Raw genomic sequence first — 22,769 nt, forward strand, 5'->3', positions numbered from 1 at the left:
TCTCGGGGGGGCCTGCTGCCCCCCCCGGCTCGCCCGACTGACCCGCCCGGCTCACCCCGGGCCGCGGGGCCCCCCGCCCGGCGCGGGGGGGGGCACCGGCGGAGGGGGAGTCATGACCGCATACCTCTTGCTCGGTTGTCGCACCGTCATCGCGGTGGTGTTCGCCCGATCCGCCTGGGCCAAGCTCCGCGCCCGCCGCGACTTCCGGTCCGCGCTGCGCGCGATGGCCGTCCTGCCACCCCGGCTGAACGGCGCCGCGGCGATCGGCGTACCGCTCGCCGAGGCCCTCCTCGCCCTGCTGGTCTGGGTGCCCGCACCCGTCACCAGCTGGGCCTTCGCCGCGACCGGCGGACTGATCGCGCTCTTCGCCGCCGTACTGGTCCGGCTGCTGCGGCAGGGCGCCGACGTCTCCTGCCCCTGCTTCGGGGCCTCCGGCGTACCCGTCAGCCGGGCGCACGTGGCGCGCAACCTGGTGCTGCTCGCCGTCGCCGCGGCGGGCCTCGTCGCGGGCGCCGCACCCGACCCCGGCAGCGGCCCGGGCACGGCCGGGGCGGTGGTGGTGCTGCTGGCCGCCGGCTTCCTGAGCGCCCTGATCATCGCCACGGACACCCTGATCGAGCTCTTCTCGACGGCCCGCTGAGCCGCCGCACCCAGTCACCACCTCCCCGCATCCCCGCAATCCGGAACGAGGCGCGAAACCGTCATGTCCACGCTTTTCATCGTCCTCATCGGCGGCATTTCCCTGGTCAATCTGATGCTGACCCTGGCGCTCGCCCGGAAAATCAACAACAACGGTTCGTCGACCTCCTTCGGAAATGTCCGGGTCGGTGTTTCCATGCCCGAGAACCGACTTCCCGACGGCACCCCGGTACCGGAATTCCGGGCGGTATCGGAAACGGACGGAGAAGTCACCCGGGCGGACCTCGCCGGGGCGCCGGCGGTGGTCGGCTTCTTCTCCGGCAGCTGCGGACCCTGTCTGGAGCAGGCGCCCGACTTCGTCAAGGCGGTCACCGGCTTCCCCGGCGGCCGCGGGCAGGTCCTGGCCGTGGTCAAGGGCAGCGGCCCGGTGGTCGCCGAACTGCGCACCCTGCTGGAGCCGGTGGCCCGGGTGGTGGTGGAACCCGCCGGAGCCCAGCCCGGCTCCACCGCCGAGGCCTTCGGAATCGTCCGCTGGCCCAGCTACGTCGACGTCTCCGCCGACGGCCGGATCACCAACCACCTCGCCCCGGGCGAGCTCGTCCTCCCGACCGCCGCGCGATGAGCACCCCCTGGTCCGCCGACCCCGGGGCCGAGCCGCCCGGGGCCGGCCGGGCCCTGCGCTCGGCCCTGGCCGCCTGCGCGCTGGCCTGGCGCTCCGGCCGGGCGGCACTGCTGCTCTCGCTGCTCTGCGGGGTGACGGCCGGTCTGCTGCCCGCCGTCGCCGCCCTGCTGGTGAGCCGGCTGTTCGACCAGCTCGGCGGCGCCGCCCCCGGCTCGCCGTCCGGCCCGACCCCCGGCCCGGCCTCCGGCTCGCTGACCGGCACCTGCCTGCTGCTGATCGCGACCGGTCTCGGCCTGGCGCTCGCCCCCGCGCTCAGCGAGTACACCCGCGCCCGCTCCGGGCGGGCGATCCGGCTGCGGGTGCAGGAGGAGCTGTTCCAGGCCGTCAACCGGCTGCCCGGGCTGCGCCCCTTCGAGGACCCGCGGTTCCAGGACCGCCTCCGGCTCGCCCAGCAGGCCGGCGGCGCCGCCCCGGACATCCTGGTCGGCGCGGCCTTCGGCAGCCTCCAGGCGCTGATCACCGTGCTCGGCTTCCTCAGCACCGTCTTCGTCGTCGGCCCGCTGCTCGGCGTGCTCACCCTGCTGCTCACCCTGCCCCTGGTGCGCAGCCAGCTGGCCGCCGGGCGCCGCCGGGCCGCCGTACTCGGCGAGACCATGGCCCGCAGCCGCCGCCAGTCCTTCTACGGCAGCCTGATCGCCGACGTCGACGCGGTGAAGGAGATCCGGCTCTTCGGCCTCCAGGACTTCCTGCGCGGGCGCGCCCGGCGCGAACTGCTGGCCGTCAACGGCGCGGAGGAGCGGACCGACCGGCAGAACCTCGCCCGCCGGCTGCCCGCCTCGCTGCTCGGCGTCGGCGTCTACGCGCTCGGCCTGCTGTGGGCGGTGCGCGCCGCCCGGCACGGCGAACTCTCCCTCGGGCAGGTCTCGATGTGCCTGGCCGCGGTGGCCGGCATCCAGACCGGCGTCGGCCAGCTCGCCGCCGGCGGCGCCTCCGCCTACCAGGCCGCCCTCACCTTCGACCACTACCGGGCGCTCGGCCAGGCCCCGCCCGACCTCGCCCCGGCCGCCGACCCGCGCACGCCCGCCGCGCTCACCGGCACCGTCGAGTTCCAGGACGTCTGGTTCCGCTACCACCAGGACGCGCCGTGGATCCTGCGGGGCGTGAACCTGACCCTGCGGGCCGGCGCCGTCACCGCCCTGGTCGGCCTCAACGGCGCGGGCAAGAGCACCCTGGTCAAGCTGCTGTGCCGGCTCTACGACCCGGACCGTGGCCGGATCCTCTGGGACGGCGTCGACATCCGCGCCTTCCCGCCCGAGGAGTACCGGCAGCGGATCGGCGTCGTCTTCCAGGACTACTGCCGCTACGACCTGACGGCGGGCGAGAACATCGGCCTCGGCCGGCTCGCCCACCTCGACGACCCGGAGCGGATCACCGCCGCCGCCCGCGCGGCCGGCATCCACGAGCGGGTGCAGCGCCTCGACGGCGGCTACGGCGCCCTGCTCAGCCGGATCTTCCTGCCGGAGGGGACGGACGCCGGCTGGGGCCGCTCCCTCTCCGGCGGGGAGTGGCAACGGCTCGCCGTGGCACGGGCGTTCATGCGACGCGACGCCGACCTGATGATCCTGGACGAACCCAGCGCCGGGCTCGATGCCGCCGCCGAACAGGAACTCCACGACAACCTGCGGGAGTTGCGCCGCGACACCGGCAGCCTGGTGATCTCGCACCGGCTGAGCACGGTGCGCGAGGCCGACCTGATCGTGGTGCTCGGCGCGGGGCGGGTGGTCGAGGAGGGGACGCACCGGGCGCTGATGGCGCGCGGCGGCCCGTACGCGGAACTGTTCACGCTGCAGGCGTCCGGCTACCAGGACGCCGCCGTACCGGCCCCGTCGGCCGGCTGACCGGAGGAGGCGGAGCGATGCGGCTGTTCCTGGTGCTCGCCCTCGCGGGGCTCGCCGCCCCGGCGGCCGGACTGGTGCTGCTGCGCACCGCGCTGTCCGTGGTCGTGGTGGCGGGGCCTAGCATGAGCCCGGCGCTACGGCCCGGGCAGCGGGTCCTGGTCCTGCGGCGCGGCCTGGCCCGGCTGCGGGCGGGGCGGATCGTGGTGGTCGCCCCGGACGGGCTCGCCCCGCGAGGTGGCGGTCCGGCGAGCGGCGGTCCGGTGGGCGGTGCTCCGGCGGGTGACGGCCCGGCGGCGGCCGCCCGGCCCGCCCGGCTGCTGGTGAAGCGGCTGGCCGCGCTGCCCGGGGAGCCGGTGCCGCCGCCGGTCCGCCCGGTGCTCCCGGCCGGCACCGTACCGGGCGGGCACGTGGTGCTGCTGGGCGACAACCCGGATTTCAGCACCGACTCCCGGCTGTGGGGCGCGGTGCCCGCGGACCGCGTGGTGGGGGTGGTCCTCGACCGGGTGCGGCTGCGGGGCTGAGCGGCCCGGCCGGGTTCGCTCGGGCCGGGTCCGCTCGGGCCGGGTCCGCTCGGGCGGGGTTCGCTCGGGCGGGGTTCGCTCAGGCCGGTGCGGCCACCGTCGGGAGCAGGCCGGCCCGCACCCCGGCGAGCAGCCCGCCGACCGCCGGGGACCAGGGGCGCCCGGTCGGCCCGGTGAGGGTGAGGGTGCGGTGCACGGCGGGCCGGATCGGCACCAGGACGCACTCCGGCGGCAGCATGGTCACGGCCAGCGCGGGCATCACCGAGACGCCGACGCCCGCGTGGACCATGCCGATCAGGGTGTTGAGGTCGCGGATCCGGTGCCGGGGCGTGAAGCGGGTCCCGGCCCGCCGGTAGGCCTCCCGGATGTGGCGCTCGCAGCCGCCCTCCGAGAGCAGGAAGTCGTCGTCCTCCAACTCGCCGACGTGGACGGTCGGCCGGCCGGCCAGCGGGTGGTCCCGGCGCAGCAGCGCGTGCATCGAGTCGGCGCCGAGCGCGACCGCGCCGGGCGGCAGCGGCCCGGCGTCGACCAGGACGGCGGCGTCCACCGTGCCCGCCTCCAGCCACGTGGTCAGTTCGATGTCCTCGCCCTCGAAGACCCGCACGGTGACCTGGGGGTGCGCCGCCTTCCAGTCCCGCAGCAGCCCGGGCAGCAGGGCCTGGCAGACGGTGGTCGGCGCGGCCAGCCGCACGGTGCCGGTGAGGCCGCCGCAGTGCCGGGTGGCGATGGTGCGGACGGCCGCCGCGGAGGCGACGGCGGTGCGGGCGTGCGGCAGCACCTGCTCGCCGAGCGGGGTGGGGCGGCAGGGGGCGCCGCGCCGCAGCACGGGGGCGCCGAGCGTGCGTTCCAGGGCGGCGACGGCGTGCGAGACGGCGGACTGGCTGATGCCCAGTTCGTCGGCGGCCGCGCCGAAGCCGCCGGTGTCGGCGACCGCGACCAGCGCTCTGAGCTGGGCCAGGTTGACCTCCGGTGCCATGAGACTTCCTCATCCCCCGAGCATCGTCACTTGTTGGACTCATGTTCCGTCGGTGGGCCACCCTCTGTCCAGAACGCGGGAACGGGCCGCGCGGCGGACGCGGGAACGGACGGGGAGGTGGTCGGGGTGCGGCGCTGGTGGCCGGGCTTCGTGGCACTGTCGGCGATCTGGGGCGCCAGCTTCGCCCTGATCAAGGTGGCGGTCGACGCGGGGGTGCCGCCGGTGTGGGTGGCGCTGTGGCGCAGCCTGCTGGGCGCCGCCACGCTGTGGGCGGTCCTGCTGCTGCGCGGCGAGCGGGCCCCGCGCGACCGGGCCCTGTGGGGCCACTCGGCGGCCGTCGCGGTGCTGCTCAACACGGTGCCGTTCACGTTGTTCTCGTTCGGCGAGACCAGGGTGAGCTCGGTGCTCGCCGGGGTGCTGAACGCGACCACCCCGCTGTTCACCCTGCTGTTCACGGTGCTCACCGTCCCCGAGGAGCGCCACCCGGGAGCCCGCCGGCTGGCCGGCCTCGGGCTCGGCTTCGTCGGCGTGCTCACCGTGCTCGGGGTGTGGCGCGGCCTCGGCCCGGGGGCGGGCGCCGGCGCCCTCGCCTGCCTGGCCGCCGCCTGCTGCTACGGCGCGGGCTTCGCCTACCTGCGCCGCTTCCTGTCCGGCCGCCCGGAGTCGGTCACCACCCTCTCCGCCGTCCAGATCACCTGCGCCACCGCCGAACTGGCCCTGGTCGCCCCGCTCGCCGCCGGCGCCCCGCACTGGCCGGGCGGGTCGGCGGCCACCGCCCTGCTGGTGCTCGGCGCGCTCGGCACCGGGCTGGCGTACCTGCTCAACCTCGGCCTGGTCCGCACCGCGGGCACGGCCGTGGCCTCCGCCGTCACCTACGTCATGCCGCTGTGGTCCACCGCGCTGGGCGCCGCCCTGCTCGCCGAGCCGGTCGGCTGGAACGCCCTGGCGGGCGGCGTCCTGGTGATCGCCGCCGTCGCCCTCACCCGCCCGCCCAGGGCCTCGTCGGCCGCCCCCGCCCCGTCGGGCCGGGCCGTCCGGACCACCCACGCGGCGCCGGGCGGGGCGACCCGCCGCCGGGCCGGGTGACTGCGGCCGCTCCACCCCCTGCCCCGAGGCCTCGGCTCCGCTGCGCGGTCGGGCTGACGTTCGGTGGCCGATGGATTACGGGTCGTGCCCGGAGGGCCGCTAGGGTGGCCCCCGTGGTGAGGTCGTGGGATGCGGCGGTCGAGCGGGCGCAGGACCGGTTGGCGGCGGGGGTGCGGTTGCGGGCCGTCGCCGAAGGGGAGGAACGGCGGTTCGCCCGCTGGGACTTGGCGTCCCTGCTGGAGGGCGGGCCGGGCGACCTGGTGGACCCGGACGGGCTGGACCTGCCCGCCGAACGGGCCTGGCGGGAGCGGCTGGGCGAGAGCGGCCGGGACTGGCCGGGCGGTGAGCTGTACCGGCGCCGGTACTGGATCCTGGACGCGCGGGGCGAGGTCGCCGGGACGGTCGCGGTGGACAACTGGACCAAGGGCCCGAGCCAGCTCGCGGTGTCCTCCCTCTACCTGCGGCCGCAGGCGCGCGGGCAGGGGCTGGCGGCCGCCGCGCTGGACGAGGTGTACGCGTCGGCCACCGCCGAGGGCCTGCCGGGCTTCCGGCTGGAGGCGCACTGGGGCTGGCAGTCGGCGGTCCGCTACTACCTGCGCCGCGGGCTGTGGGTGGTGGGCTGGAAGCGCTCGCTGTCGTTCGCCCGGATGCCCCAACTCCCCTCGCACCGGGTGCGGGAGGAGGACGGGCGGCTGCTCCTGCTGGTCGCCGACCGGCAGCGCGGCTGGGTGCCGATACTGGCCGCCGGGCAGGAGGGCCGCTGGCTGCGGCTGGACGAGACGGCGGACTACCGGGGCTGTGACGGCTGGGTGCACGAGTACGCCCGGTCGACACTGGCGCTGTACCTGGCGCTGGCGGGCCGGCCGCTGGTGCGCGGGCCGCAGTGGTGGGCGGAGGCCTGGCGCTGGGCGGAGGCGGGCGAGCCGGAGGGCCTGGCGGCCAGGATCGAGGAGTTCGAGCGGACCGAGCGGGCGGCGGGCCGTGCCGTGGTCGGCCCGTACCGCCCGGTGGTGCTGCCGGAGGCGCCACCGCTGGTGTCGCCGCGGCTGGCAGACTCGGGGGATGGCTGAGATCGAGATCGACGGCGCGCCCGCGGACCCGGCGCGGCTCGCCGCGCTGGGACTGCTCAACTACGGGCACTTCACCACCCTGCGGGTCGAGGCGGGCGCCGTCCGCGGTCTGGAGCTGCACCTGGACCGGCTGGTCCGGGACTGCCGGGTGCTGTTCGCCGTCGAGCTGGACCGGGCGGTGGTCCGGGAGCGGATCCGTGCGGCGCTGCCGCCCGGAGGCGGGCCGGGGATCGTCCGGGTGACCTGCTACGACCCGGCGCTCGGTCTGGAGCGCCCCGCCGCCCCGGCCGCCCCCGTCCTGCTGGTGACCGCCCGCCCGGTCGGCGCCGCGCAACCGGCCCCGCTACGGGTGCGCACGGTGGCCCACCGGCGGGAGCTGTCGGCGGTGAAGCACGTCGGCCTGTTCGGCCTGGTGCACCACCGCCGCGCGGCCCAACTCGCGGGCTACGACGATGTGTTGCTGACCGACGGGGACGGCCTGGTGACCGAGGGGGCGACCTGGAACGTCGCCTTCCTGGCGGGGGAGCGGCTGGTGCTGCCCGCCGGCCCCGCGCTGCCCGGCGTCACCGAGGCGCTGCTGAGCGGCGCGTACGGCGGTCCGCAATCCCGCGAGCCGGTCCGCGTCGACGAGCTGGCGCGCTTCGACGCGGCCTTCGCGCTGAACGCGGGCGTCGGCCTGCGGCCGCTCGCCGCGGTCGACGGCACCGCCTTCGACCCGGCCCACCCGCTGCTCGCCGACCTGCGTGCCGCCTACCTCGGGATCGCCGCCGACCCGGTGTAGGTGCCGGATGGGTGCAGGCGCCGGGTGGGCGCGGACGGCGGTTCGACGTGGACGGCGGGCCGGGGCGGGCCGTCCGAGCGGATCGCCCGGACGGGTGACAAACCTCGGGTGAACCGGTGCAAAGGCGCGGCCGACCTGCCCAAAACCCTTGGGTGCGGCCGTTTGTGAGGTGAGATCAGCTACGCTCTCGCCCGCCCCGCCCGAGCCGTCGAAGCAGAGAGTAGCCACCCCATGAGCAGTCCTCCTGCCGCCCCCGCGCCCCGTTGGCCGCTGGTCCTCCTGCGCGCCACCGCCACCACGTTGGCGCTGCTGGCCCTGCTCCAGGCCATGCTCGCCGGCAGCTTCCTCAACGGCACCTACGACTCCCTCAAGGATCACGAGGACAACGCCATGCTGCTGGCCACCGTGGTGGTGCTCCAGCTGGTGGCGGCCGCGCTGGTGCTCCGGCCCGGCGGCGGCCCGCGCTGGCCGCTGTGGACCACCGCCCTGCTCGCCGTCGCCGTGACCGGCCAGATCGGCGCGGGCTACGCCCGGTCGATCGGGCTGCACGTCACCCTCGGCGTGCTGCTGGTCAGCGGCATCCTGTTCGGCCTGGTCGGCGCCTGGCGGCTGCCGCTGCCCGCCCGGGCGGCCCTGCCCGAGCCGGGCCCGGACGGCGGCGGACGGCTGCCGCGCCCCGGCGGGCCGGTGGCGGTGGAGCGGTGAACCGCCGCCGGTTCCTCGGCCTCGGCGCCTCGGTGCTCGGTGCGGGCGCGGTGGCCGCCGTCGCCGTCCCGTCGGCGGCGTACCTGTTCGCGGAGGGCCGCCCCGGGCGGCTGCTCGGCAGCGACCTGGCACTGCCCGCGGCCTTCCAGGTCCCGCTGCCGGTGCCGGCCGTGCTCCAGCCGGTGCGCAGCGACGGCGGCGGCGACTACTACGAGATCACCCAGCAGGTCGCGAAGCTGGAGATCCTGCCCGGGGTGCGGACCGAGGCCTGGACCTACGGCGGGACCTTCCCCGGTCCGACGGTGGTCACCCGCTCGGGCCGGGCCGCAGTGGTCAAGCACCGCAACCAGCTGCCGGTGCCCTCGGTGGTCCACCTGCACGGCGGGCACACCCCGGCCGACAGCGACGGCTATCCGGTCGACCTGCTGCTGCCGGTCGGCTCCCCCGACCCTGCCGCCTCCGGCTCCGCCGCCTCGGCGACGGACGGCATGGCGGGCAGGGCGGGCATGGCGGGCATGGCGGGCATGGCGGGGATGCGGCACATGAGCGGCCACACCCTGGTCGGCGAGCGCACCCACACCTACCCGGGCAAGCAGCGCGCCGCCACCCTCTGGTACCACGACCACCGGATGGGCTTCACCGGCCCCGGCGTCTGGCGCGGCCTGGCCGGGTTCCACCTCGTCCAGGACGACGAGGAGGCCGCCCTGCCGCTGCCCCGCGGCGAACGCGACCTCCCGCTGATGCTCGCCGACCGCTCCTTCGCCGCCGACGGCTCCTTCAAGTACCCGGCCGCGGACGCCTCGTCGGCCAAGCCGGGCGTCACCAACGACTTCATGAACGGCGTCCTCGGCGACGTCATCCTGGTCAACGGCGCCCCGTGGCCGCGCCTGGACGTCGACCGCGCGCACTACCGGCTTCGCCTGCTCAACGCCTCCAACTGCCGGCTCTACCGGCTCGAACTGGACCCGCAGCCCGCCGGCGGCGACGCGCTGGTCCAGATCGGCTCCGACGGCGGACTGCTCGCCGCCCCGGTCGCCCACGACGGGATCGAGATCGCCCCCGCCGAGCGCTTCGACGTGGTCGTCGACTTCTCCCGCTACCAGCCGGGCACCCAGGTCCGCCTGGTCAACCGCTTCGGCAGCGGGCGGACCACCGAGGTGATGCGCTTCGACGTCTCCTCCCGGGCGGTGGACGACGACGCCAAGGTGCCCGACAAGCTGTCCACCGTCGAGCAGTTGGACCCGGCCGCGGTCGTCGCCACCCGCGACTTCGCCTTCCGGCGCAGCGGCGGCGACGGCTGGACGATCAACGGCGACCCGTACGAGCCCGGGCGCAGCCTCGCCGCCCCCGCCCTCGGCCGGGTCGAGCGCTGGCGCTTCTCCACCGACGTGCACCACCCCGTGCACGTCCACCTCGACCCCTTCCAGGTGGTCGCGCGCAACGGCAAGGGCCCGGGCCCGTGGGACGCGGGCTGGAAGGACACCGTGGACCTGCGGCCGGCCGAGACGGTGGAGGTGCTGGTGCGGTTCGGCGACTACGCGGGGACGTACATGCTGCACTGCCACAACCTGGAGCACGAGGACATGGCGATGATGGCGGACTTCACGGTGGGCTGAGCCGCCCCGCTGGGGTGTCCGGCCCGGGTGTCCCTGCTCCCCCCGGTTCGCTCCGTTCCTCCGTTCGTTCCGTTCCTCCGTTCGGCCCAGTGCCGGAGGGCGCGCGCCGCGCCCTCCGGCACGCTGGTCCCAGCGCCGCGCCGACGGGTGCGGCCGCCGGGTGACGGACGGAGCCGCCGCATGACCACCCCCGCCGAACGCCGCCGTACCGGCCGGGCCGCCCGTGAACGGGTCTCCCGCTCCGAGCACGGCCGGTGGATCCCGGCCGCGGACCGGCCCGACCCGCTCGGCCTGCTGGAGGCCCAGGGCGCGGACCGGGTCGCCCGGCTGCTGCCGATCCGCTACGGGCGGATGGCCGACAGCCCGTTCGGCTATCTGCGCGGCGCCGCCGCGGTGATGGCCGCCGACCTCGGGGCCGTCCCCGACACCGAGCTGACCGTCCAACTCTGCGGCGACGCGCACCTGTTGAACTTCGGGGTGTACGCCTCACCGGAACGCGCGCTGCTCTTCGACGTCAACGACTTCGACGAGACCCACCCCGGGCCCTTCGAGTGGGACGTCAAACGCCTCGCCGCCAGCATCGCGGTCGCCGCCCGCGACCGCGGCCAGGACGACGACCGCGCCCGGCGTGCCGCCCGCACCGCCGTCCTGGGCTACGCCGCGGCGATGCGCCGACTGGCCGGCCTCGGCGAACTCGACGTCTGGTACAGCCGGATCGACACCGCCGACCTGCTGGCGCTGGTCCGCAGGACCAAGCGGCGCAAGGCCGTCGAGGCCGGCCTCGACCGCGCCCGGCGCCGCACCAGCCTCCAGGCCTTCGGCAAGCTCACCGAGGAGCGCGACGGCCGGCGCCGGATCATCAGTGCGCCGCCGCTGGTCGAGGAGCTGGAGCGGAGCGAACTGCGCGGCGTCGGCAAGGTGTTCAGCGACTACCGGGCCACCCTCGCCGAGGACCGGAGGGTCCTGCTCGACCGGTACCGCTTCGTCGACGCGGCGATGAAGGTGGTCGGCGTCGGCAGCGTCGGCACCCGCTGCTACATCGTCCTTCTGGAGGGCCGGGACACCCGCGACCCGCTGTTCCTGCAGCTCAAGGAGGCCGGCCGGTCGGTGCTGGAGGACCACCTGCCGCCCACCCGGCTGGAGGCCGAGGTCGCCGCCCACCACGGCGGGCGCCGGGTGGTCACCGGACAGCACCTGATGCAGGCCGCCAGCGACATCTTCCTCGGCTGGACCACCGGCCCCGCCGGGCGCCACTTCTACGGCCGCCAACTGCGCGACATGAAGGGCTCGGTGGAGGTCGACACGATGACCGCGTCCGGCCTGCGCGCCTACGCCGACCTGTGCGGGCGCGCCCTCGCCCGGGCCCACGCCCGCACCGGCGACCGCCTCGCCGTCGCCGGCTACCTGGGCGGCGCCGACACCTTCGCCGACGCCGTCGCCGACTTCGCCCTGCTCTACGCGGACCGGACGGCGGCCGACCACCGGGAACTGGTCGAGGCGATCGCCTCGGGCCGGATCAGGGCCACGCGGGGGGTGTGAGGGCGCTCGCGCCCGCCCGGCCCGACGCCGGCCACCTCCGGGGCAGGGCCGTGCTCCGGGTCCGCGACCGACCCTGTCGGGCTGTCGGGTTCGGTGTCAGTGGGGTGTGCAAGGGTGACCGCATGCTGGCGATCACGGTGCAGACGAACGACGAGCGGCGCCCGAGGGTGACCGCGGACGAACTGGCGGGGTTGGTCCGGCGCATCGGCGCCGGGGCCGACACCTTCCTCGTCGTGCAGCGGATACCGGACCTGCCGGACGTCTACATCCAGGTGTGGCACAAGGCGGGTGGCCACTACGCGCTGGAGCACCGCGACGGCTCCGCCGCCCGGCACTTCGAGGTGCGGGTGGACGGGCCGGAGGCCGTGGTCGCGGCGATGACGGGCTGGGCGCGGCACGAGCCGGGCTGGGGCGAGGGCCTGGCCTGGGCGCCGCTGGACTTCGGTCCGGCGCCCGAGCCGGTGCCCGCGCCGGAGCTGGCGGCCGAGGAGCGGCGGCAGTTGGAGGAGCAGCTGCGGCTGACCCTCGCCGGCGGCTACACCGACCGCGCCCGACTGGCCGAGCAGGCCGAGGAGTACCTGGTGTCGGGCGACCGCCGCCCGCTCTCCCGGGCCCAGGCCGAGCAACTCGCCGACCGGCTCTGGCTGGAGCGGGTCGGCGTGCAGAGCGGCTGGATCGGCGAGACGGATCCGGAGCGCCTCGCCCGGGCCTTCGCCGCGCTGGAGGCGGGCGGCATCACGGCGCGGGAGGACTTCGCCTGCTGCCGTTCCTGCGGGGAGGCGGAGATCGGCGCGGTCGGGGCGCCGGAGGCCCGGGGCTTCGTCTACTTCCACTCCCAGTGCACCGAGTCGGCCGCCGCCGGCCGCGGCCTGTCCCTGCTCTACGGCGGCTTCGACGGCTCCGCGGCGACCACCGCGGCCGTCGGCCGGGAGGTGGTGGCCGCCCTCGCGGCCGTCGGCCTGCCGACGGTGTGGAGCGGCGACCCGTCCGACGCGGTCGAGATACGCCCGCTGCTCTGGCGCCGCCGACTGGTCGGCTGACCACGGAGGGAGGGGGCCGGACGATGAGCGCTGATGTGCGGTCGGCGGCCCTGGCCACTGCCCTCGGCCACCCGGTCCGGCAGATCAGGGCGCATCTGTGACGACGGGTCCGTGGGCCCCGGGCGGCCGCCGCCGCCCGGGGGGTTCCGGGGGCCTCAGGGCACCAGCAGGTGCAGGGCCTCGGGTCGGACCGTGACGTCGGCGGGGAGGGCGGTGATGAACTCGCCGTCGGCGTAGGCGGTGATGCCGGGGGACTCGATCCGCAGGGAGGCGGTGCGCAGGGTGGTGACCTCCGGGTGGCCGGTGTGGGTGCCCTTGAAGAGGGTGGGGAAGAAGCGGGCGATCCGCAGCCGGGGCATGGCGTCGACGAGGGTGACGTCGAGCAGGCCGTCGTCGGGGAGGGCGGCGGGGCAGATCAGCATGCCGCCGCCGTAGCTGCGGGTGTTGCCGACGGCGGCGAGGGTGAGGTCGCGTTCGATGACGGTGCCGTCGGCGAGGGTGATCCGGAACGGCAGCGGTTTCAGGTTGGCGAACTCGGCGAGGATGGCGAGGTTGTAGCGCATCCGGCCGCGCGGCCAGCGCAGCCGGTTGGCGCGGTCGCTGACCAGCGAGTCGAAGCCGCTGGCGAGGACGGAGCCGTACCAGCGCACGGAGCCGTCCGGGCCGGTGATCCGGCCGAGGTCGACGGCGCGGGTGCGGCCGGCGGCGATGACGTCGGCGGCGGCCTCGGGGTCGCCGATGGGCAGGCCGTACTCGCGGGCGTGGTCGTTGCCGGTGCCGGCGGGTATGACGCCGAGCGGGACGGCGGTGTCGGCCAGGGCCTGGAGGGCCAGGTTGATCATGCCGTCGCCGCCGACCACGGCCACCGCGTCGGCCCCGCCGGCCGCCGCCTCGCGGGCGAGGCGGACGGCGTCGTCGGCGGAGCGCCCGGCCTGCGGTTCGACCTCGATGCCGAGGGCGCGCATCCGGGCGACGGCCCGGTGGGCGGCGGGCTCGGCGTGGCCGGTGCCCGCCGCCGGGTTGGTGAGAACGGTGACCCTGCGGATGACGGTTCTCGGCGCGGTCACGGGATCAGCTTGCCGGGGTTGAGGATGCCCGTCGGGTCGAGTTCGGCCTTGACAGCGCGCAGGACGCGCACGCCGAGGTCGCCGATCTCGTCGGTCATCCAGGGCCGGTGGTCGGCGCCGACCGCGTGGTGGTGGGTGATGGTGCCGCCCGCGCGGAGGATGGCGTCGCCGGCGGCCTGCTTGGCGGCGCCCCAGCGGGTGAGCGGGTCCTCGCCGAGGGCGGCGACGACGGTGAAGTAGAGCGAGGCGCCGGTCGGGTAGACGTGCGAGATGTGGCACAGCACGAGCGAGCCGGGCAGGGCGGTGGTGAGGGCCTCGGTGACGGCGGTGCGCAGGCCGGCGAGCCGGCTCCAGTCGGTGGCCGTCTCCAGGGTCTCGCAGAGCGCGCCGGCGTTGAGCAGCGAGTCGCGCAGGTAGGGCGCGTTGAACCGGCCGTGCTCCCAGGCCCGGGCGGGTGCTTCGCCGAGCGAGGTGCCACCGGCGGCGAGCAGGACGGCGCGGGTGAGGTCGTGCCGGGCGGCGACCTGTTCGGCGGTGCCCTCGAAGACGGTGACGGCGAGGCAGCCGCTGACGGCGGGGGCACCGCCGATCTGCTCCGTCAGGGCGAGGTTGATCATGGTCTCGGCCTCGTCGGAGAGCCGGATCACGGTGGGGCCGGTGCCCTGCTGCTCGACGGCGCGCAGCGCCGCCGCCCCGGTGGCGAAGTCGGGGAAGCTCCACGCCTCGTACGCCTTGACGGCGGGCAGCGGGTGCACGCGCAGGCGCACGGCGGTGATGACGCCGAGGGTGCCCTCGGAGCCGAGGAAGAGCTGGCGCAGGTCGGGGCCGGCGGCGGAGGCGGGGGCGCGGCCGAGGTCGAGCGTCCCGCTGGGGGTGACCACGCGCAGGCCGCGGACCATGTCGTCGAAGCGCCCGTGGCCGGCCGAGTCCTGGCCGGAGGAGCGGGTGGCGGCGAAGCCGCCGATGGTGGCGTACCGGAAGCTCTGCGGGTAGTGGCCGAGCTCCCAGCCGCGCTCGGCGAGCAGGGCCTCGGCGGCGGGGCCGGTGAGGCCGGCGCCGAGGACGGCCTCACCGGAGGTCTCGTCCAGGTCGAGGAGCCGGTCGAGGCGGCGCAGGTCGAGGGAGACGACGGCCCGCAGGCCGCCGCGCTCGGGGTCGAGCCCGCCGACCACGCTGGTGCCGCCGCCGAACGGGACGACGGCGAGGCGGCGCTCGGCGCAGACGGCGAGGACGGCGGCGATCTCCTGCTCGCTGCCGGGCAGCAGGACGGCGTCGGGCGCGTCCTGCTCCGCGCGGCTGCGGCGGCGCAGCAGGTCGGGGGTGGACTTGCCGCCGGCCCGGGGCAGCCGGTCGGCGTCGGCGGTGCTGACGTGCTCCGCGCCGACGGCGGCGGCGAGCGCCTCGACGTCCTCGGCGGTGGTCCGGGTGGGGCGCAGCACGACCTCGGCGGCGCTCGGCCCGGGGGCGGCGTCGCCGGTGACGCCGAGGGCGGCGGCGAGCAGTCCCTTGATGTCCGCGGACAGTTCCTTGGCGAGGGCCGGGTCGCCCCAGGCGTTCCACTTCATCGGGGGGAGCGGCAGCGCGGCTGCGGCCGCTCCCGCTTGCGTCTCAGGTGCCATGCGTTACAGTTTCACACATCATGTCAAGTAGTAACGCCACGGCCGGAGCGCCGCGCAGTACCGATGACGCGATCCTGGACGCCGCCGCCGACCTGGTCGTGCACCTCGGCGTCCGCCGCACCCAGCTGGCCGAGATCGCGCGCCGCGCCGGGGTCAGCCGCCCGACCGTCTACCGGCGCTGGCCGGACGTCCAGGCGGTGATCGGGGCGCTGCTCACCCGCGAGATCATGGCCACCCTGGAGAGCACCTCGCTGGGCGTACCCGACCGGGGGACCCCGGGGGACCGCGGGACCGCCATGGACCGGGAGACCTTCGCGGGCCGGGAGACCTCCGTGGACCGGGAGGCCTTCGTGGGCCGCGAGGCCTTCGTGGACCAGGTGGTCGAGGTCGCCGTCCGGCTGCGCGACCACCCCGTGCTCGGCGCACTGCTCCACTCCGACGACTCCGACCTGCTGCTCCAGTACGTGGTGGAGCGGCTCGGCGAGAGCCAGCGCGGCCTGCTGGAGGCGCTGCGCACCGGCATCGCCCTCGGCCAGGCCGACGGTTCGGTCCGGGCCGGGGAGCCGACCGAGCTGGCCGCCATGGTCCTGCTGATCGCCCAGTCCACCGTCCAGTCGCACCGCATGGTCGCCTCCCTGCTGCCCGAGGCGGCCTGGCGGCGCGAACTGGCCAGAGCGCTGAACGGATACCTCGCGCCATGACCTCCAAGGCCGACCGCTTCGCCGGCACCGCCCAGCTCAACGGCGTCCGACGGACGCACGAACTCGACGCGCTCGCCGCCGACCCGCGGATCGACCTGCTGGTGATCGGCGGCGGGGTGACCGGCGCCGGGGTGGCGCTGGACGCCGCCGCCCGCGGCCTGCGGACCGTCCTCGTCGAGGCCCGCGACCTGGCCTTCGGGACCAGCCGCTGGAGCTCCAAGCTGGTGCACGGCGGCCTGCGCTACCTCGCCTCCGGGCGGGTCAAGGTCGCCCGGGAGAGCGCCGTGGAGCGCGGCGTGCTGATGACCCGCACCGCCCCGCACCTGGTCCGCGCGCTGCCCCAACTGGTGCCGCTGCTCCCGGACCTGCTGCGCCCGGGCCAGGCCGCGCTGATCCGCGCGGGCTTCCACGCCGGGGACGCGCTGCGGCTGAGCGCCGGGACGCCGGGCGCCCTGCTGCCCCGGGTCCGCCGGATCGACGCGGCCCGGACCAGGCAGCTGGTGCCGGGCGTGCGGACCGACGGCCTGCGCGGCGCGCTGGTCGCCAACGACGGCCAACTCGTCGACGACGCCCGGCTGGTGGTCGCGCTGGCGCGCACCGCCGCGCAGTACGGGGCGAGCGTGCTGACCCGGGTGCGGGCCGAGTCCGTCACCGGGACCTCCGCCGAGCTGGTCGACGCGCTCAGCGGCCAGTCGGTGACCGTCACCGCGGGCGCGGTGGTCAACGCCACCGGGGTGTGGGCCGGCGAGGTGGACACCTCGATCAAGCTGCGCCCCAGCCGGGGCACTCACCTGCTGGTGGACGCCGCGACCCTCGGGTACCCGGTGGCCGCGCTCACCGTGCCGGTGCCCGGCTCCACCAGCCGCTTCGTCTTCGCGCTGCCGCAGCAGCTCGGTCGGGTCGCCGTCGGCCTGACCGACGAGGACGCCCCGGGCCCGGTCCCGGACGAGCCGCAGCCCACCGAGGCCGAGCTGGACTTCCTCCTCGACACCGTCAACGCGGCCCTCGCCACCGCGCTGACCAGGGCGGACGTACGCGGCGCCTACGCCGGGCTGCGCCCGCTGATCGACACCGGGGGCGGGAACACCGCCGACATCTCCCGGGAGCACGCGGTGCTGGAGTCCCCGTCCGGGGTGATCACCGTGGTCGGCGGCAAGCTCACCACCTACCGGCGGATGGCCGAGGACGCGGTGGACACCGCCGTCCGGCTGCGCGGCCTGCCCGCCCGCACCTGCTGGACGGCCCGGCTGCCGCTGGTCGGCGCCCCCGGCCACCGGGACAGCCGCCCGCTGCCGATCCAGGGGGTGCCCGCCTCACTCGTCGCCCGGCACGGCGGACTGTCCCACGAGGTCATGGCGGCGGGGGAGTCGGCGCCGGTGGCGGAGGGCCTCGACGTGACCCGCGCCGAGGTCGCGTACGCGGTCACCCACGAGGGCGCGCTGGACGCCGCCGACGTGCTGCACCGGCGGACCAGGATCGGGCTGGTGGCGGAGGACGCCGAACGGGCCCGGAAGGCGGTCGAGGAGATCGTCGGGGAGCTCGCCGCCGGGGAGTAGCGGGGCAGCGGGGTGTCGGGGACGCGCTGGGCGTTCAGCCGCCCTGGGGGAAGGGAGCGAGGTCCGGCTCGACCCAGGCGGTGCGGGCCCGGTCGCCGGCCAGGGTCTCCGGTCGGTAGTGGCGGGCGAGCAGATTCCGGTCGAGCAGCTCGGGGTGGTGCGCGCAGAATTCCTCGAAGTCGGCCGCGCCGCCCTCGGCGTGCCGGGCCACCAGCTCGACCCAGGCCCTGGTCATGGTGACGTGGAACTTCTGCGGCGCCCCGGCCTTCGTGGCGGTGCGCCGGATGCCCTCGCCGACCAGGTCGAGCGCGGCGGCGGCGCCGTGCCGGCGGACGGCGAGCCAGGTGAGCCGGACGTGCTGCGGGTGGCCGAAGCGTTCGGCGCCCGCCATCACCTCGCGCAGCAGCTCGTCGAAGGCGTCGGGGGCATCGAAGGCGTCGGGGGTGGTGGGGGAGGTCATCGGGAGGCCTTCGGGCGGGCGGCGGTGGACGGGGGATTGTAGTTTTCCGCGGCATTCCTCCGCAAATGACCCTTGTGGGCCGGGTCAGCGCGCGGTGTGCTCCGGCATCGGGTGTTCGGCGCCCGCCATCTCCAGCACGCAGGCCAACGGGTGCTCCGCCCGGCCCGTCCGGTCCAGTCGGACGGTCAGGGGCCGCGGTGGTTCCTCGGCGAGTTGCCCGGACAGCGTCAGCGGGTAGCCGCCGTGGCCGTGGGTGCGGTGGAAGGCGCACTCCTTGCCGTCCACCAGCAGCTCGGTCTCGGTGATCCAGCCGGAGCGGACGTTGACGGTGACCGAGTGTCCGTCCCGGTCGAGGTGGAAGCTGTACCGCTGGCGCATGGAAACCTCCCGCGAGGGGCCTCGGAACGGGGACGGCCAAGGGGATCCACCGCCAGTCCAAGGGGATCCACCGCCAGTCTAGGTCGGCCGTATCCTCCCGGCGCTCCGGCCGGTACCGTGATCGGAGTTCGGAGTTCGGAGGGATCGGGCGGTGGGGACCGGGGGGCGATCGGTTCCCGCCGCGGCCCCTGAGAAATCCCCGGGGCGGGGCCCGCCCGCAGGCGGATTCTCGTGATCTCTACAGTGTTGTAGATTCGTCCGCAGGGAGAGATCCGAGGAGGGCATTGTGGGAGTTTCGCTGGCCAAGGGCGGCAACGTCTCGCTGAGCAAGGAGGCGCCCGGACTGAGCGCCGTGATCGTGGGTCTCGGTTGGGACGTCCGCACCACCACCGGAGCCGACTACGACCTGGACGCCAGCGCGCTGCTCTGCAACGCGCTCGGGAAGGTGGTCTCGGACCAGCACTTCGTCTTCTTCAACAACCTCCGCAGCCCCGAGGGTTCGGTCGAGCACAGCGGCGACAACCTGACCGGTGGCGGCGACGGCGACGACGAGCAGATCAAGGTCGACCTGGACCGGGTGCCGGCCGACGTCGCCAAGGTGGTCTTCCCGGTGTCGATCTACGACGCCGACGCCCGGCTGCAGAACTTCGGCCAGGTCCGCAACGCCTTCATCCGGGTCGTCAACCAGGCCAACGGCCAGGAGATCGCCCGCTACGACCTCACCGAGGACGCCTCGACCGAGACCGCGATGGTCTTCGGCGAGCTGTACCGCAACGGGGCCGAGTGGAAGTTCCGCGCCATCGGCCAGGGGTACGCCTCCGGTCTGCGCGGCATCGCCACCGACTACGGCGTGAACGTCTGATCGTCTGAAAGTCTTCGGGGCCGGTGCGGCCCCTGCCCGGGCGGGTCGGCTCAGCCGGCCCGCCCGAGCGCGTGCCCGCCGAACCCCGAGCCGCCGCTGAGCTGGCCCTGCCACCAGTCGGCCATCGCCGCCCCGTCCATGACCGACCAGTCCGGCGCCGCGGTGACCTGGGCCCGGCCCAGTGACCGGCCCAGGTCCACCAACTCCCGTCCGGCCGGGGTCCGTTCCCGGTCGTACGCGGCCAGCAGCGGCCCCCAGGAGCGGCCGCCGAGCCGCCGCCCGGCCAGCTCGAAGGCGTGGGCGTCCTGCAGCGCCTTCACCGCGCCGCTGGTGTTGTGCGGGCGGACGACGGTCGCCGCGTCCCCGCCGATCAGCAGGCGTCCGGCGGTGCGGTACGGGACCGCCAGGTCGTAGACGGGCTGCAGCAGGGTCCGTTCGCGCGGGGTCCGCGCGATCACGGCGGCCCAGTACGGGGGCAGCTGCCGCGCGGCGAACTCCCTCATGCCGTCGAGCTGTTCGTCGGTGAGGGCGCCGGCGGCGACGGCCGTCGGGCCGTCCAGGCGCAGCCAGTCCGGGGTGGGTGCGTAGAAGACCCAGTTCACCAGGGTGCTGCCGGGGGCGAGCCCGGGGATGCGGTAGAGCACGACCTGGCCGCCGGGGTAGCAGACCGTGGCGCACTCCTCCTCCGGCCAGGCCGCCGCCCCGCCGGGCAGGTCGTCCAGCAGCGCGGCGTCGTAACTGCCGCGCCAGCACACGTAACCGGCGTACTCGGGTGCGGCCTCCGGGCAGACCGCGGCCCGGACCACCGAGCGGTAGCCGTCCGCGCCGATCACCAGGTCGTACGGGGTGCGGGTGCCGTCGGCCTGTTCCGTCCAGGCGCCGCCTCGGTCGCCGCCGACGGCGGTCACGGTGGTGCCCGGCCGGTACTCCACGGCCTCCGGGGTCCGCTCGCGCAGGGTCTGCCAGAGCACCGCCCAGTGGTGCGAGTGGAACGGGAACGGCTGGACCCAGAGCGGCCGTCCGCGGCCGTCCGGTCCGCCGGTCCCGCCGGTCCCGCCGGCCGGCCCCCGGGTGACCCAGCGGCGCACGGTGAGCCGGTGGCGGCGGGTGTCCGGGGGTACGTGGCCGGCGTCGACCAGTTCGGCGAAGCGGTCGTTGTGGGTGCAGATCCCCAGGCCGCGGTCCTCCAGTCGTCCGGGGCTGCGTTCCAGCACCACGACCCGTTCGGCGCCCAGCCGGGCCGCCGCCCCCGCGAAGGCGCTTCCGGCGATGCTGCCACCGACCACGGCCACCGAGCCACCCCGCACGGGCGTCCCCTTCCACGAGCCCCGTGAGGCCGGGAAGGGTCTTCCGGGCCCCTTGCGCAGGGACTCGACGATACGCGGCGCGGCGCGAGTGCGGAGGGTAATGCGGCCGTTACGGCGGAGCTGCCGGTTGCCGGGCTATGCAACTAGTTGCATAGCCCGGCGAACGTCCCCTACTCTGCGGTAACAATCCGGGAGACCCTCCCGCCGGCCGCCCCCACAGGAGACGTCGATGAGCTCGACCCCCGGCAGCAGCCGCTACCCGCACCTGCTCAGCCCGCTCGACCTGGGCTTCACCACCCTGCCCAACCGGGTGATCATGGGCTCGATGCACGTCGGCCTTGAGGAGGCCCCCGGCGGCTACCGGCGGATGGCCGCGTTCTACGCCGAACGGGCCCGCGGCGGCGTCGGCCTGATCGTCACCGGCGGCATCGCCCCCAACGAGGCCGGCCGCCCCTGGGACGGCGGCGCCATGCTGACCACCGAGGCGGAGGCCGACGAGCACCGGGTGGTCACCGACGCCGTGCACGCCGAGGGCGGGAAGATCGCCCTCCAGATCCTGCACTTCGGCCGCTACGCCTACCACCGCGACCTCGTCGCCCCCAGCGCCCTCCAGGCCCCGATCAGCCCCTTCGTGCCCAACGAGCTCACCGCCGAGCAGGTCGAGCAGACCGTCGAGGACTTCGCCCGCTGCGCCGAACTCGCCCGCCGGGCCGGCTACGACGGCGTCGAGATCATGGGCTCCGAGGGCTACCTGATCAACGAGTTCGTGGTCGCCGCCACCAACCACCGCACGGACGAGTGGGGCGGCCCCTACGAGCGGCGGATGCGCTTCCCGGTCGAGATCGTCCGCCGGGTCCGCGAGCGGGTCGGCGAGGACTTCATCATCGTCTACCGGCTCTCCATGCTCGACCTGGTCCCCGGCGGCTCCACCCTCGACGAGGTCGTCCAGCTCGCCCAGGCCGTCGAGGCCGCCGGCGCGACCGTCATCAACACCGGCATCGGCTGGCACGAGGCCCGCATCCCCACCATCGCCACCTCCGTCCCGCGCGGCGCCTTCGCCTGGGTCACCCAGCGGGTGATGGGCGAGGTCGGCATCCCGCTGGTCGCCACCAACCGCATCAACACCCCTGAGATCGCCGAGCAGTTGCTCGCCGACGGCAAGGCCGACCTGGTGTCGATGGCCCGCCCGCTGCTCGCCGACGCCGACTTCGTCGCCAAGGCCCGCGAGGACCGCGCCGACTCCATCAACACCTGCATCGGCTGCAACCAGGCCTGCCTGGACCACACCTTCAACCTCCAGATCACCTCCTGCCTGGTCAACCCGCGCGCCTGCCACGAGACCGAACTCGTCCTCGGCCCCACCGCGCTGCGCAAGTCCATCGCCGTGGTCGGGGCCGGACCGGCCGGCCTCGCCTTCGCCGTCTCCGCCGCCGAACGCGGCCACGACGTCACGCTGCACGACGCCGCCGACACCGTCGGCGGACAGCTGAACATCGCCCGTCTGATCCCCGGCAAGGAGGAGTTCGGCGAGACGCTGCGCTACTACCGCACCCGGCTGGCCGAGTTGGGCGTCACCCAGCGCCTCGGCGCCCTCGTCAGCGCCGAGGAGCTCGCCGCCGAGGGCTACGACGAGATCGTCCTCGCCACCGGTGTCACGCCCCGAACTCCCGCCGACATCCCGGGAATCGACCACCCCAGCGTGCTCGGCTACCTGGACGTGCTGCGCGACGGCGCCCCCGTCGGCGACCGCGTCGCCATCCTCGGCGCCGGCGGCATCGGCTTCGACGTCGCCGAGTTCCTCACCGACCAGGGCGACGAGGCCAGCCTCAACCCGCCCGTGTTCCAGGCCAAGTGGGGCATCGACCCGGAGTACCGCGAGCGCGGCGGCCTGCGCCCGCCCGTCAGGCCGACGCCCCCGCGCAGCGTCCACCTGCTCCAGCGCAAGGTCGGCAAGGTCGGCGCCGGACTCGGCAAGACCACCGGCTGGATCCACCGCACCGAACTCAAGCACCGCGGCGTGGTGATGGTCGCCGGCGCGAGCTACGACCTGATCGACGACGCCGGACTGCACTACACCGTCGACGGCGAACGCCAACTCCTGCCCGTGGACACCGTGGTGCTCTGCACCGGCCAGGAACCGCGCCGCGACCTGGAGGCGGCGCTGCGCGAACGCGGCCTGTCCGTGCACGTCATCGGCGGCGCGGACGTGGCCGCCGAACTGGACGCCAAGCGGGCCATCAAGCAGGGCACGGAACTGGCCGCCACCCTCTGACGCCGGGTGGCCGGGGGGCTACCCGGCGTACCGGGGAACCGGGGCCCGCGGCGC

At 75.5% G+C, this 22,769-nt stretch carries 21 protein-coding genes; 15 read left to right on the plus strand and 6 right to left on the minus strand.

The features are described 5' to 3' along the window. The first annotated feature begins 112 nt into the window (after nucleotides 1-112). From ACFV8H_RS05380 to ACFV8H_RS05395, 4 genes are all read left to right on the plus strand, one after another. Nucleotides 113-640, plus strand: a complete 528-nt coding sequence (locus tag ACFV8H_RS05380) for a MauE/DoxX family redox-associated membrane protein (protein ID WP_380396646.1) — start codon at nucleotides 113-115, stop codon at nucleotides 638-640. A 63-nt stretch (nucleotides 641-703) separates the two neighbouring features. Then, complete coding sequence (locus ACFV8H_RS05385; RefSeq protein WP_375894260.1) at nucleotides 704-1,261, plus strand: TlpA family protein disulfide reductase; 558 nt, start codon at nucleotides 704-706, stop codon at nucleotides 1,259-1,261. After that, nucleotides 1,258-3,159 carry an ABC transporter ATP-binding protein gene (locus ACFV8H_RS05390; protein ID WP_380396648.1) on the plus strand — a complete coding sequence of 634 codons (1,902 nt, stop codon included), beginning with the start codon at nucleotides 1,258-1,260 and terminating at the stop codon, nucleotides 3,157-3,159. Before ACFV8H_RS05385 ends, ACFV8H_RS05390 begins: the two co-directional genes overlap by 4 nt. A gap of 17 nt (nucleotides 3,160-3,176) precedes the next feature. After that, complete coding sequence (locus tag ACFV8H_RS05395; RefSeq protein ID WP_380396650.1) at nucleotides 3,177-3,680, plus strand: S26 family signal peptidase; 504 nt, start codon at nucleotides 3,177-3,179, stop codon at nucleotides 3,678-3,680. A gap of 79 nt (nucleotides 3,681-3,759) precedes the next feature. On the opposite strand, the gene ACFV8H_RS05400 is transcribed toward ACFV8H_RS05395, so the two are convergent. Beyond that, on the minus strand, nucleotides 3,760-4,656 hold the full coding sequence (locus ACFV8H_RS05400; RefSeq protein ID WP_380396652.1) for a LysR family transcriptional regulator: 897 nt from the start codon (nucleotides 4,654-4,656) through the stop codon (nucleotides 3,760-3,762). A gap of 126 nt (nucleotides 4,657-4,782) precedes the next feature. Between ACFV8H_RS05400 and ACFV8H_RS05405 the strand changes: the two genes are divergently transcribed. The 7 genes from ACFV8H_RS05405 (at nucleotide 4,783) to ACFV8H_RS05435 (ending at nucleotide 12,493) form a co-directional block, all read left to right on the plus strand. Next, nucleotides 4,783-5,742, plus strand: a complete 960-nt coding sequence (locus tag ACFV8H_RS05405; RefSeq protein WP_380396653.1) for a DMT family transporter — start codon at nucleotides 4,783-4,785, stop codon at nucleotides 5,740-5,742. 113 nt (nucleotides 5,743-5,855) lie between these two features. Beyond that, complete coding sequence (locus ACFV8H_RS05410; protein ID WP_380396655.1) at nucleotides 5,856-6,812, plus strand: GNAT family N-acetyltransferase; 957 nt, start codon at nucleotides 5,856-5,858, stop codon at nucleotides 6,810-6,812. Next, the gene (locus ACFV8H_RS05415) at nucleotides 6,805-7,593 is read left to right on the plus strand and encodes an aminotransferase class IV (protein WP_380396657.1); all 789 of its coding nucleotides are present in this window, start codon (nucleotides 6,805-6,807) and stop codon (nucleotides 7,591-7,593) included. The genes ACFV8H_RS05410 and ACFV8H_RS05415 overlap by 8 nt, the downstream gene beginning before the upstream one ends. Nucleotides 7,594-7,824: 231 nt before the next feature. Continuing rightward, entirely contained in the window at nucleotides 7,825-8,298 is a 474-nt protein-coding gene (locus ACFV8H_RS05420; RefSeq protein ID WP_375894240.1) for a hypothetical protein, read from the plus strand. Then, complete coding sequence (locus tag ACFV8H_RS05425; RefSeq protein WP_380396659.1) at nucleotides 8,295-9,914, plus strand: multicopper oxidase family protein; 1,620 nt, start codon at nucleotides 8,295-8,297, stop codon at nucleotides 9,912-9,914. Before ACFV8H_RS05420 ends, ACFV8H_RS05425 begins: the two co-directional genes overlap by 4 nt. 180 nt (nucleotides 9,915-10,094) lie before the next feature. Further along, nucleotides 10,095-11,453, plus strand: coding sequence for a DUF2252 domain-containing protein (locus ACFV8H_RS05430; protein ID WP_380396661.1), 1,359 nt, complete (start codon nucleotides 10,095-10,097; stop codon nucleotides 11,451-11,453). 122 nt (nucleotides 11,454-11,575) lie between these two features. Beyond that, entirely contained in the window at nucleotides 11,576-12,493 is a 918-nt protein-coding gene (locus ACFV8H_RS05435) for a DUF6891 domain-containing protein (protein ID WP_380396663.1), read from the plus strand. A 155-nt stretch (nucleotides 12,494-12,648) separates the two neighbouring features. On the opposite strand, the gene ACFV8H_RS05440 is transcribed toward ACFV8H_RS05435, so the two are convergent. Next, a complete protein-coding gene (locus tag ACFV8H_RS05440; RefSeq protein WP_380396665.1) occupies nucleotides 12,649-13,560 on the minus strand; it encodes a diacylglycerol kinase in 912 nt (303 codons plus the stop codon). Next, nucleotides 13,557-15,179 carry an FAD-binding oxidoreductase gene (locus tag ACFV8H_RS05445; protein ID WP_380396667.1) on the minus strand — a complete coding sequence of 541 codons (1,623 nt, stop codon included), beginning with the start codon at nucleotides 15,177-15,179 and terminating at the stop codon, nucleotides 13,557-13,559. Before ACFV8H_RS05445 ends, ACFV8H_RS05440 begins: the two co-directional genes overlap by 4 nt. A 20-nt stretch (nucleotides 15,180-15,199) precedes the next feature. On the opposite strand from ACFV8H_RS05445, the gene ACFV8H_RS05450 reads away from it, so the two are divergent. Together ACFV8H_RS05450 and ACFV8H_RS05455 are read left to right on the plus strand one after the other, a co-directional pair. Continuing rightward, nucleotides 15,200-15,880: a helix-turn-helix domain-containing protein gene (locus tag ACFV8H_RS05450; RefSeq protein WP_380396668.1), complete on the plus strand. Its 681-nt coding sequence runs from the start codon at nucleotides 15,200-15,202 to the stop codon at nucleotides 15,878-15,880. Continuing rightward, entirely contained in the window at nucleotides 15,877-17,436 is a 1,560-nt protein-coding gene (locus ACFV8H_RS05455) for a glycerol-3-phosphate dehydrogenase/oxidase (protein ID WP_380396670.1), read from the plus strand. Before ACFV8H_RS05450 ends, ACFV8H_RS05455 begins: the two co-directional genes overlap by 4 nt. 34 nt (nucleotides 17,437-17,470) lie before the next feature. Here ACFV8H_RS05455 and ACFV8H_RS05460 read toward each other — a convergent pair whose 3' ends face one another. Both ACFV8H_RS05460 and ACFV8H_RS05465 read right to left on the minus strand, forming a co-directional pair. Continuing rightward, nucleotides 17,471-17,896: a hypothetical protein gene (locus ACFV8H_RS05460; RefSeq protein ID WP_380396671.1), complete on the minus strand. Its 426-nt coding sequence runs from the start codon at nucleotides 17,894-17,896 to the stop codon at nucleotides 17,471-17,473. An 84-nt stretch (nucleotides 17,897-17,980) separates the two neighbouring features. Continuing rightward, complete coding sequence (locus ACFV8H_RS05465) at nucleotides 17,981-18,274, minus strand: hypothetical protein (protein WP_380396673.1); 294 nt, start codon at nucleotides 18,272-18,274, stop codon at nucleotides 17,981-17,983. 286 nt (nucleotides 18,275-18,560) lie between these two features. On the opposite strand from ACFV8H_RS05465, the gene ACFV8H_RS05470 reads away from it, so the two are divergent. Continuing rightward, complete coding sequence (locus ACFV8H_RS05470) at nucleotides 18,561-19,136, plus strand: TerD family protein (RefSeq protein WP_380396675.1); 576 nt, start codon at nucleotides 18,561-18,563, stop codon at nucleotides 19,134-19,136. A 50-nt stretch (nucleotides 19,137-19,186) separates the two neighbouring features. Here the strand turns inward: ACFV8H_RS05470 and ACFV8H_RS05475 are convergent, their stop codons facing one another. Further along, nucleotides 19,187-20,443 (minus strand): FAD-dependent monooxygenase, encoded by a 1,257-nt coding sequence (locus ACFV8H_RS05475; RefSeq protein ID WP_380396677.1) that lies wholly within the window; start codon nucleotides 20,441-20,443, stop codon nucleotides 19,187-19,189. Between the two features lie 229 nt (nucleotides 20,444-20,672). Here ACFV8H_RS05475 and ACFV8H_RS05480 point away from each other — a divergent pair, with 229 nt between their 5' ends. Further along, a complete protein-coding gene (locus ACFV8H_RS05480; RefSeq protein WP_380396679.1) occupies nucleotides 20,673-22,715 on the plus strand; it encodes an FAD-dependent oxidoreductase in 2,043 nt (680 codons plus the stop codon). Nucleotides 22,716-22,769 lie beyond the last annotated feature (54 nt).

The sequence above is a fragment of the Kitasatospora sp. NPDC059827 genome, assembly GCF_042731675.1.
Lineage (GTDB): Bacteria > Actinomycetota > Actinomycetes > Streptomycetales > Streptomycetaceae > Kitasatospora.

Excerpts from the sequence above, each read along its gene's own strand:
- ACFV8H_RS05380 (WP_380396646.1), top strand. The coding sequence starts at position 113 with ATGACCGCATACCTCTTGCTCGGTTGTCGCACCGTCATCGCGGTGGTG.
- ACFV8H_RS05460 (WP_380396671.1), bottom strand. The coding sequence starts at position 17,896 with ATGACCTCCCCCACCACCCCCGACGCCTTCGATGCCCCCGACGCCTTC.
- ACFV8H_RS05430 (WP_380396661.1), top strand. The coding sequence starts at position 10,095 with ATGACCACCCCCGCCGAACGCCGCCGTACCGGCCGGGCCGCCCGTGAA.
- ACFV8H_RS05450 (WP_380396668.1), top strand. The coding sequence starts at position 15,200 with ATGTCAAGTAGTAACGCCACGGCCGGAGCGCCGCGCAGTACCGATGAC.
- ACFV8H_RS05395 (WP_380396650.1), top strand. The coding sequence starts at position 3,177 with ATGCGGCTGTTCCTGGTGCTCGCCCTCGCGGGGCTCGCCGCCCCGGCG.
- ACFV8H_RS05445 (WP_380396667.1), bottom strand. The coding sequence starts at position 15,179 with ATGGCACCTGAGACGCAAGCGGGAGCGGCCGCAGCCGCGCTGCCGCTC.
- ACFV8H_RS05400 (WP_380396652.1), bottom strand. The coding sequence starts at position 4,656 with ATGGCACCGGAGGTCAACCTGGCCCAGCTCAGAGCGCTGGTCGCGGTC.
- ACFV8H_RS05415 (WP_380396657.1), top strand. The coding sequence starts at position 6,805 with ATGGCTGAGATCGAGATCGACGGCGCGCCCGCGGACCCGGCGCGGCTC.
- ACFV8H_RS05480 (WP_380396679.1), top strand. The coding sequence starts at position 20,673 with ATGAGCTCGACCCCCGGCAGCAGCCGCTACCCGCACCTGCTCAGCCCG.
- ACFV8H_RS05390 (WP_380396648.1), top strand. The coding sequence starts at position 1,258 with ATGAGCACCCCCTGGTCCGCCGACCCCGGGGCCGAGCCGCCCGGGGCC.
- ACFV8H_RS05465 (WP_380396673.1), bottom strand. The coding sequence starts at position 18,274 with ATGCGCCAGCGGTACAGCTTCCACCTCGACCGGGACGGACACTCGGTC.
- ACFV8H_RS05455 (WP_380396670.1), top strand. The coding sequence starts at position 15,877 with ATGACCTCCAAGGCCGACCGCTTCGCCGGCACCGCCCAGCTCAACGGC.
- ACFV8H_RS05435 (WP_380396663.1), top strand. The coding sequence starts at position 11,576 with ATGCTGGCGATCACGGTGCAGACGAACGACGAGCGGCGCCCGAGGGTG.
- ACFV8H_RS05385 (WP_375894260.1), top strand. The coding sequence starts at position 704 with ATGTCCACGCTTTTCATCGTCCTCATCGGCGGCATTTCCCTGGTCAAT.
- ACFV8H_RS05420 (WP_375894240.1), top strand. The coding sequence starts at position 7,825 with ATGAGCAGTCCTCCTGCCGCCCCCGCGCCCCGTTGGCCGCTGGTCCTC.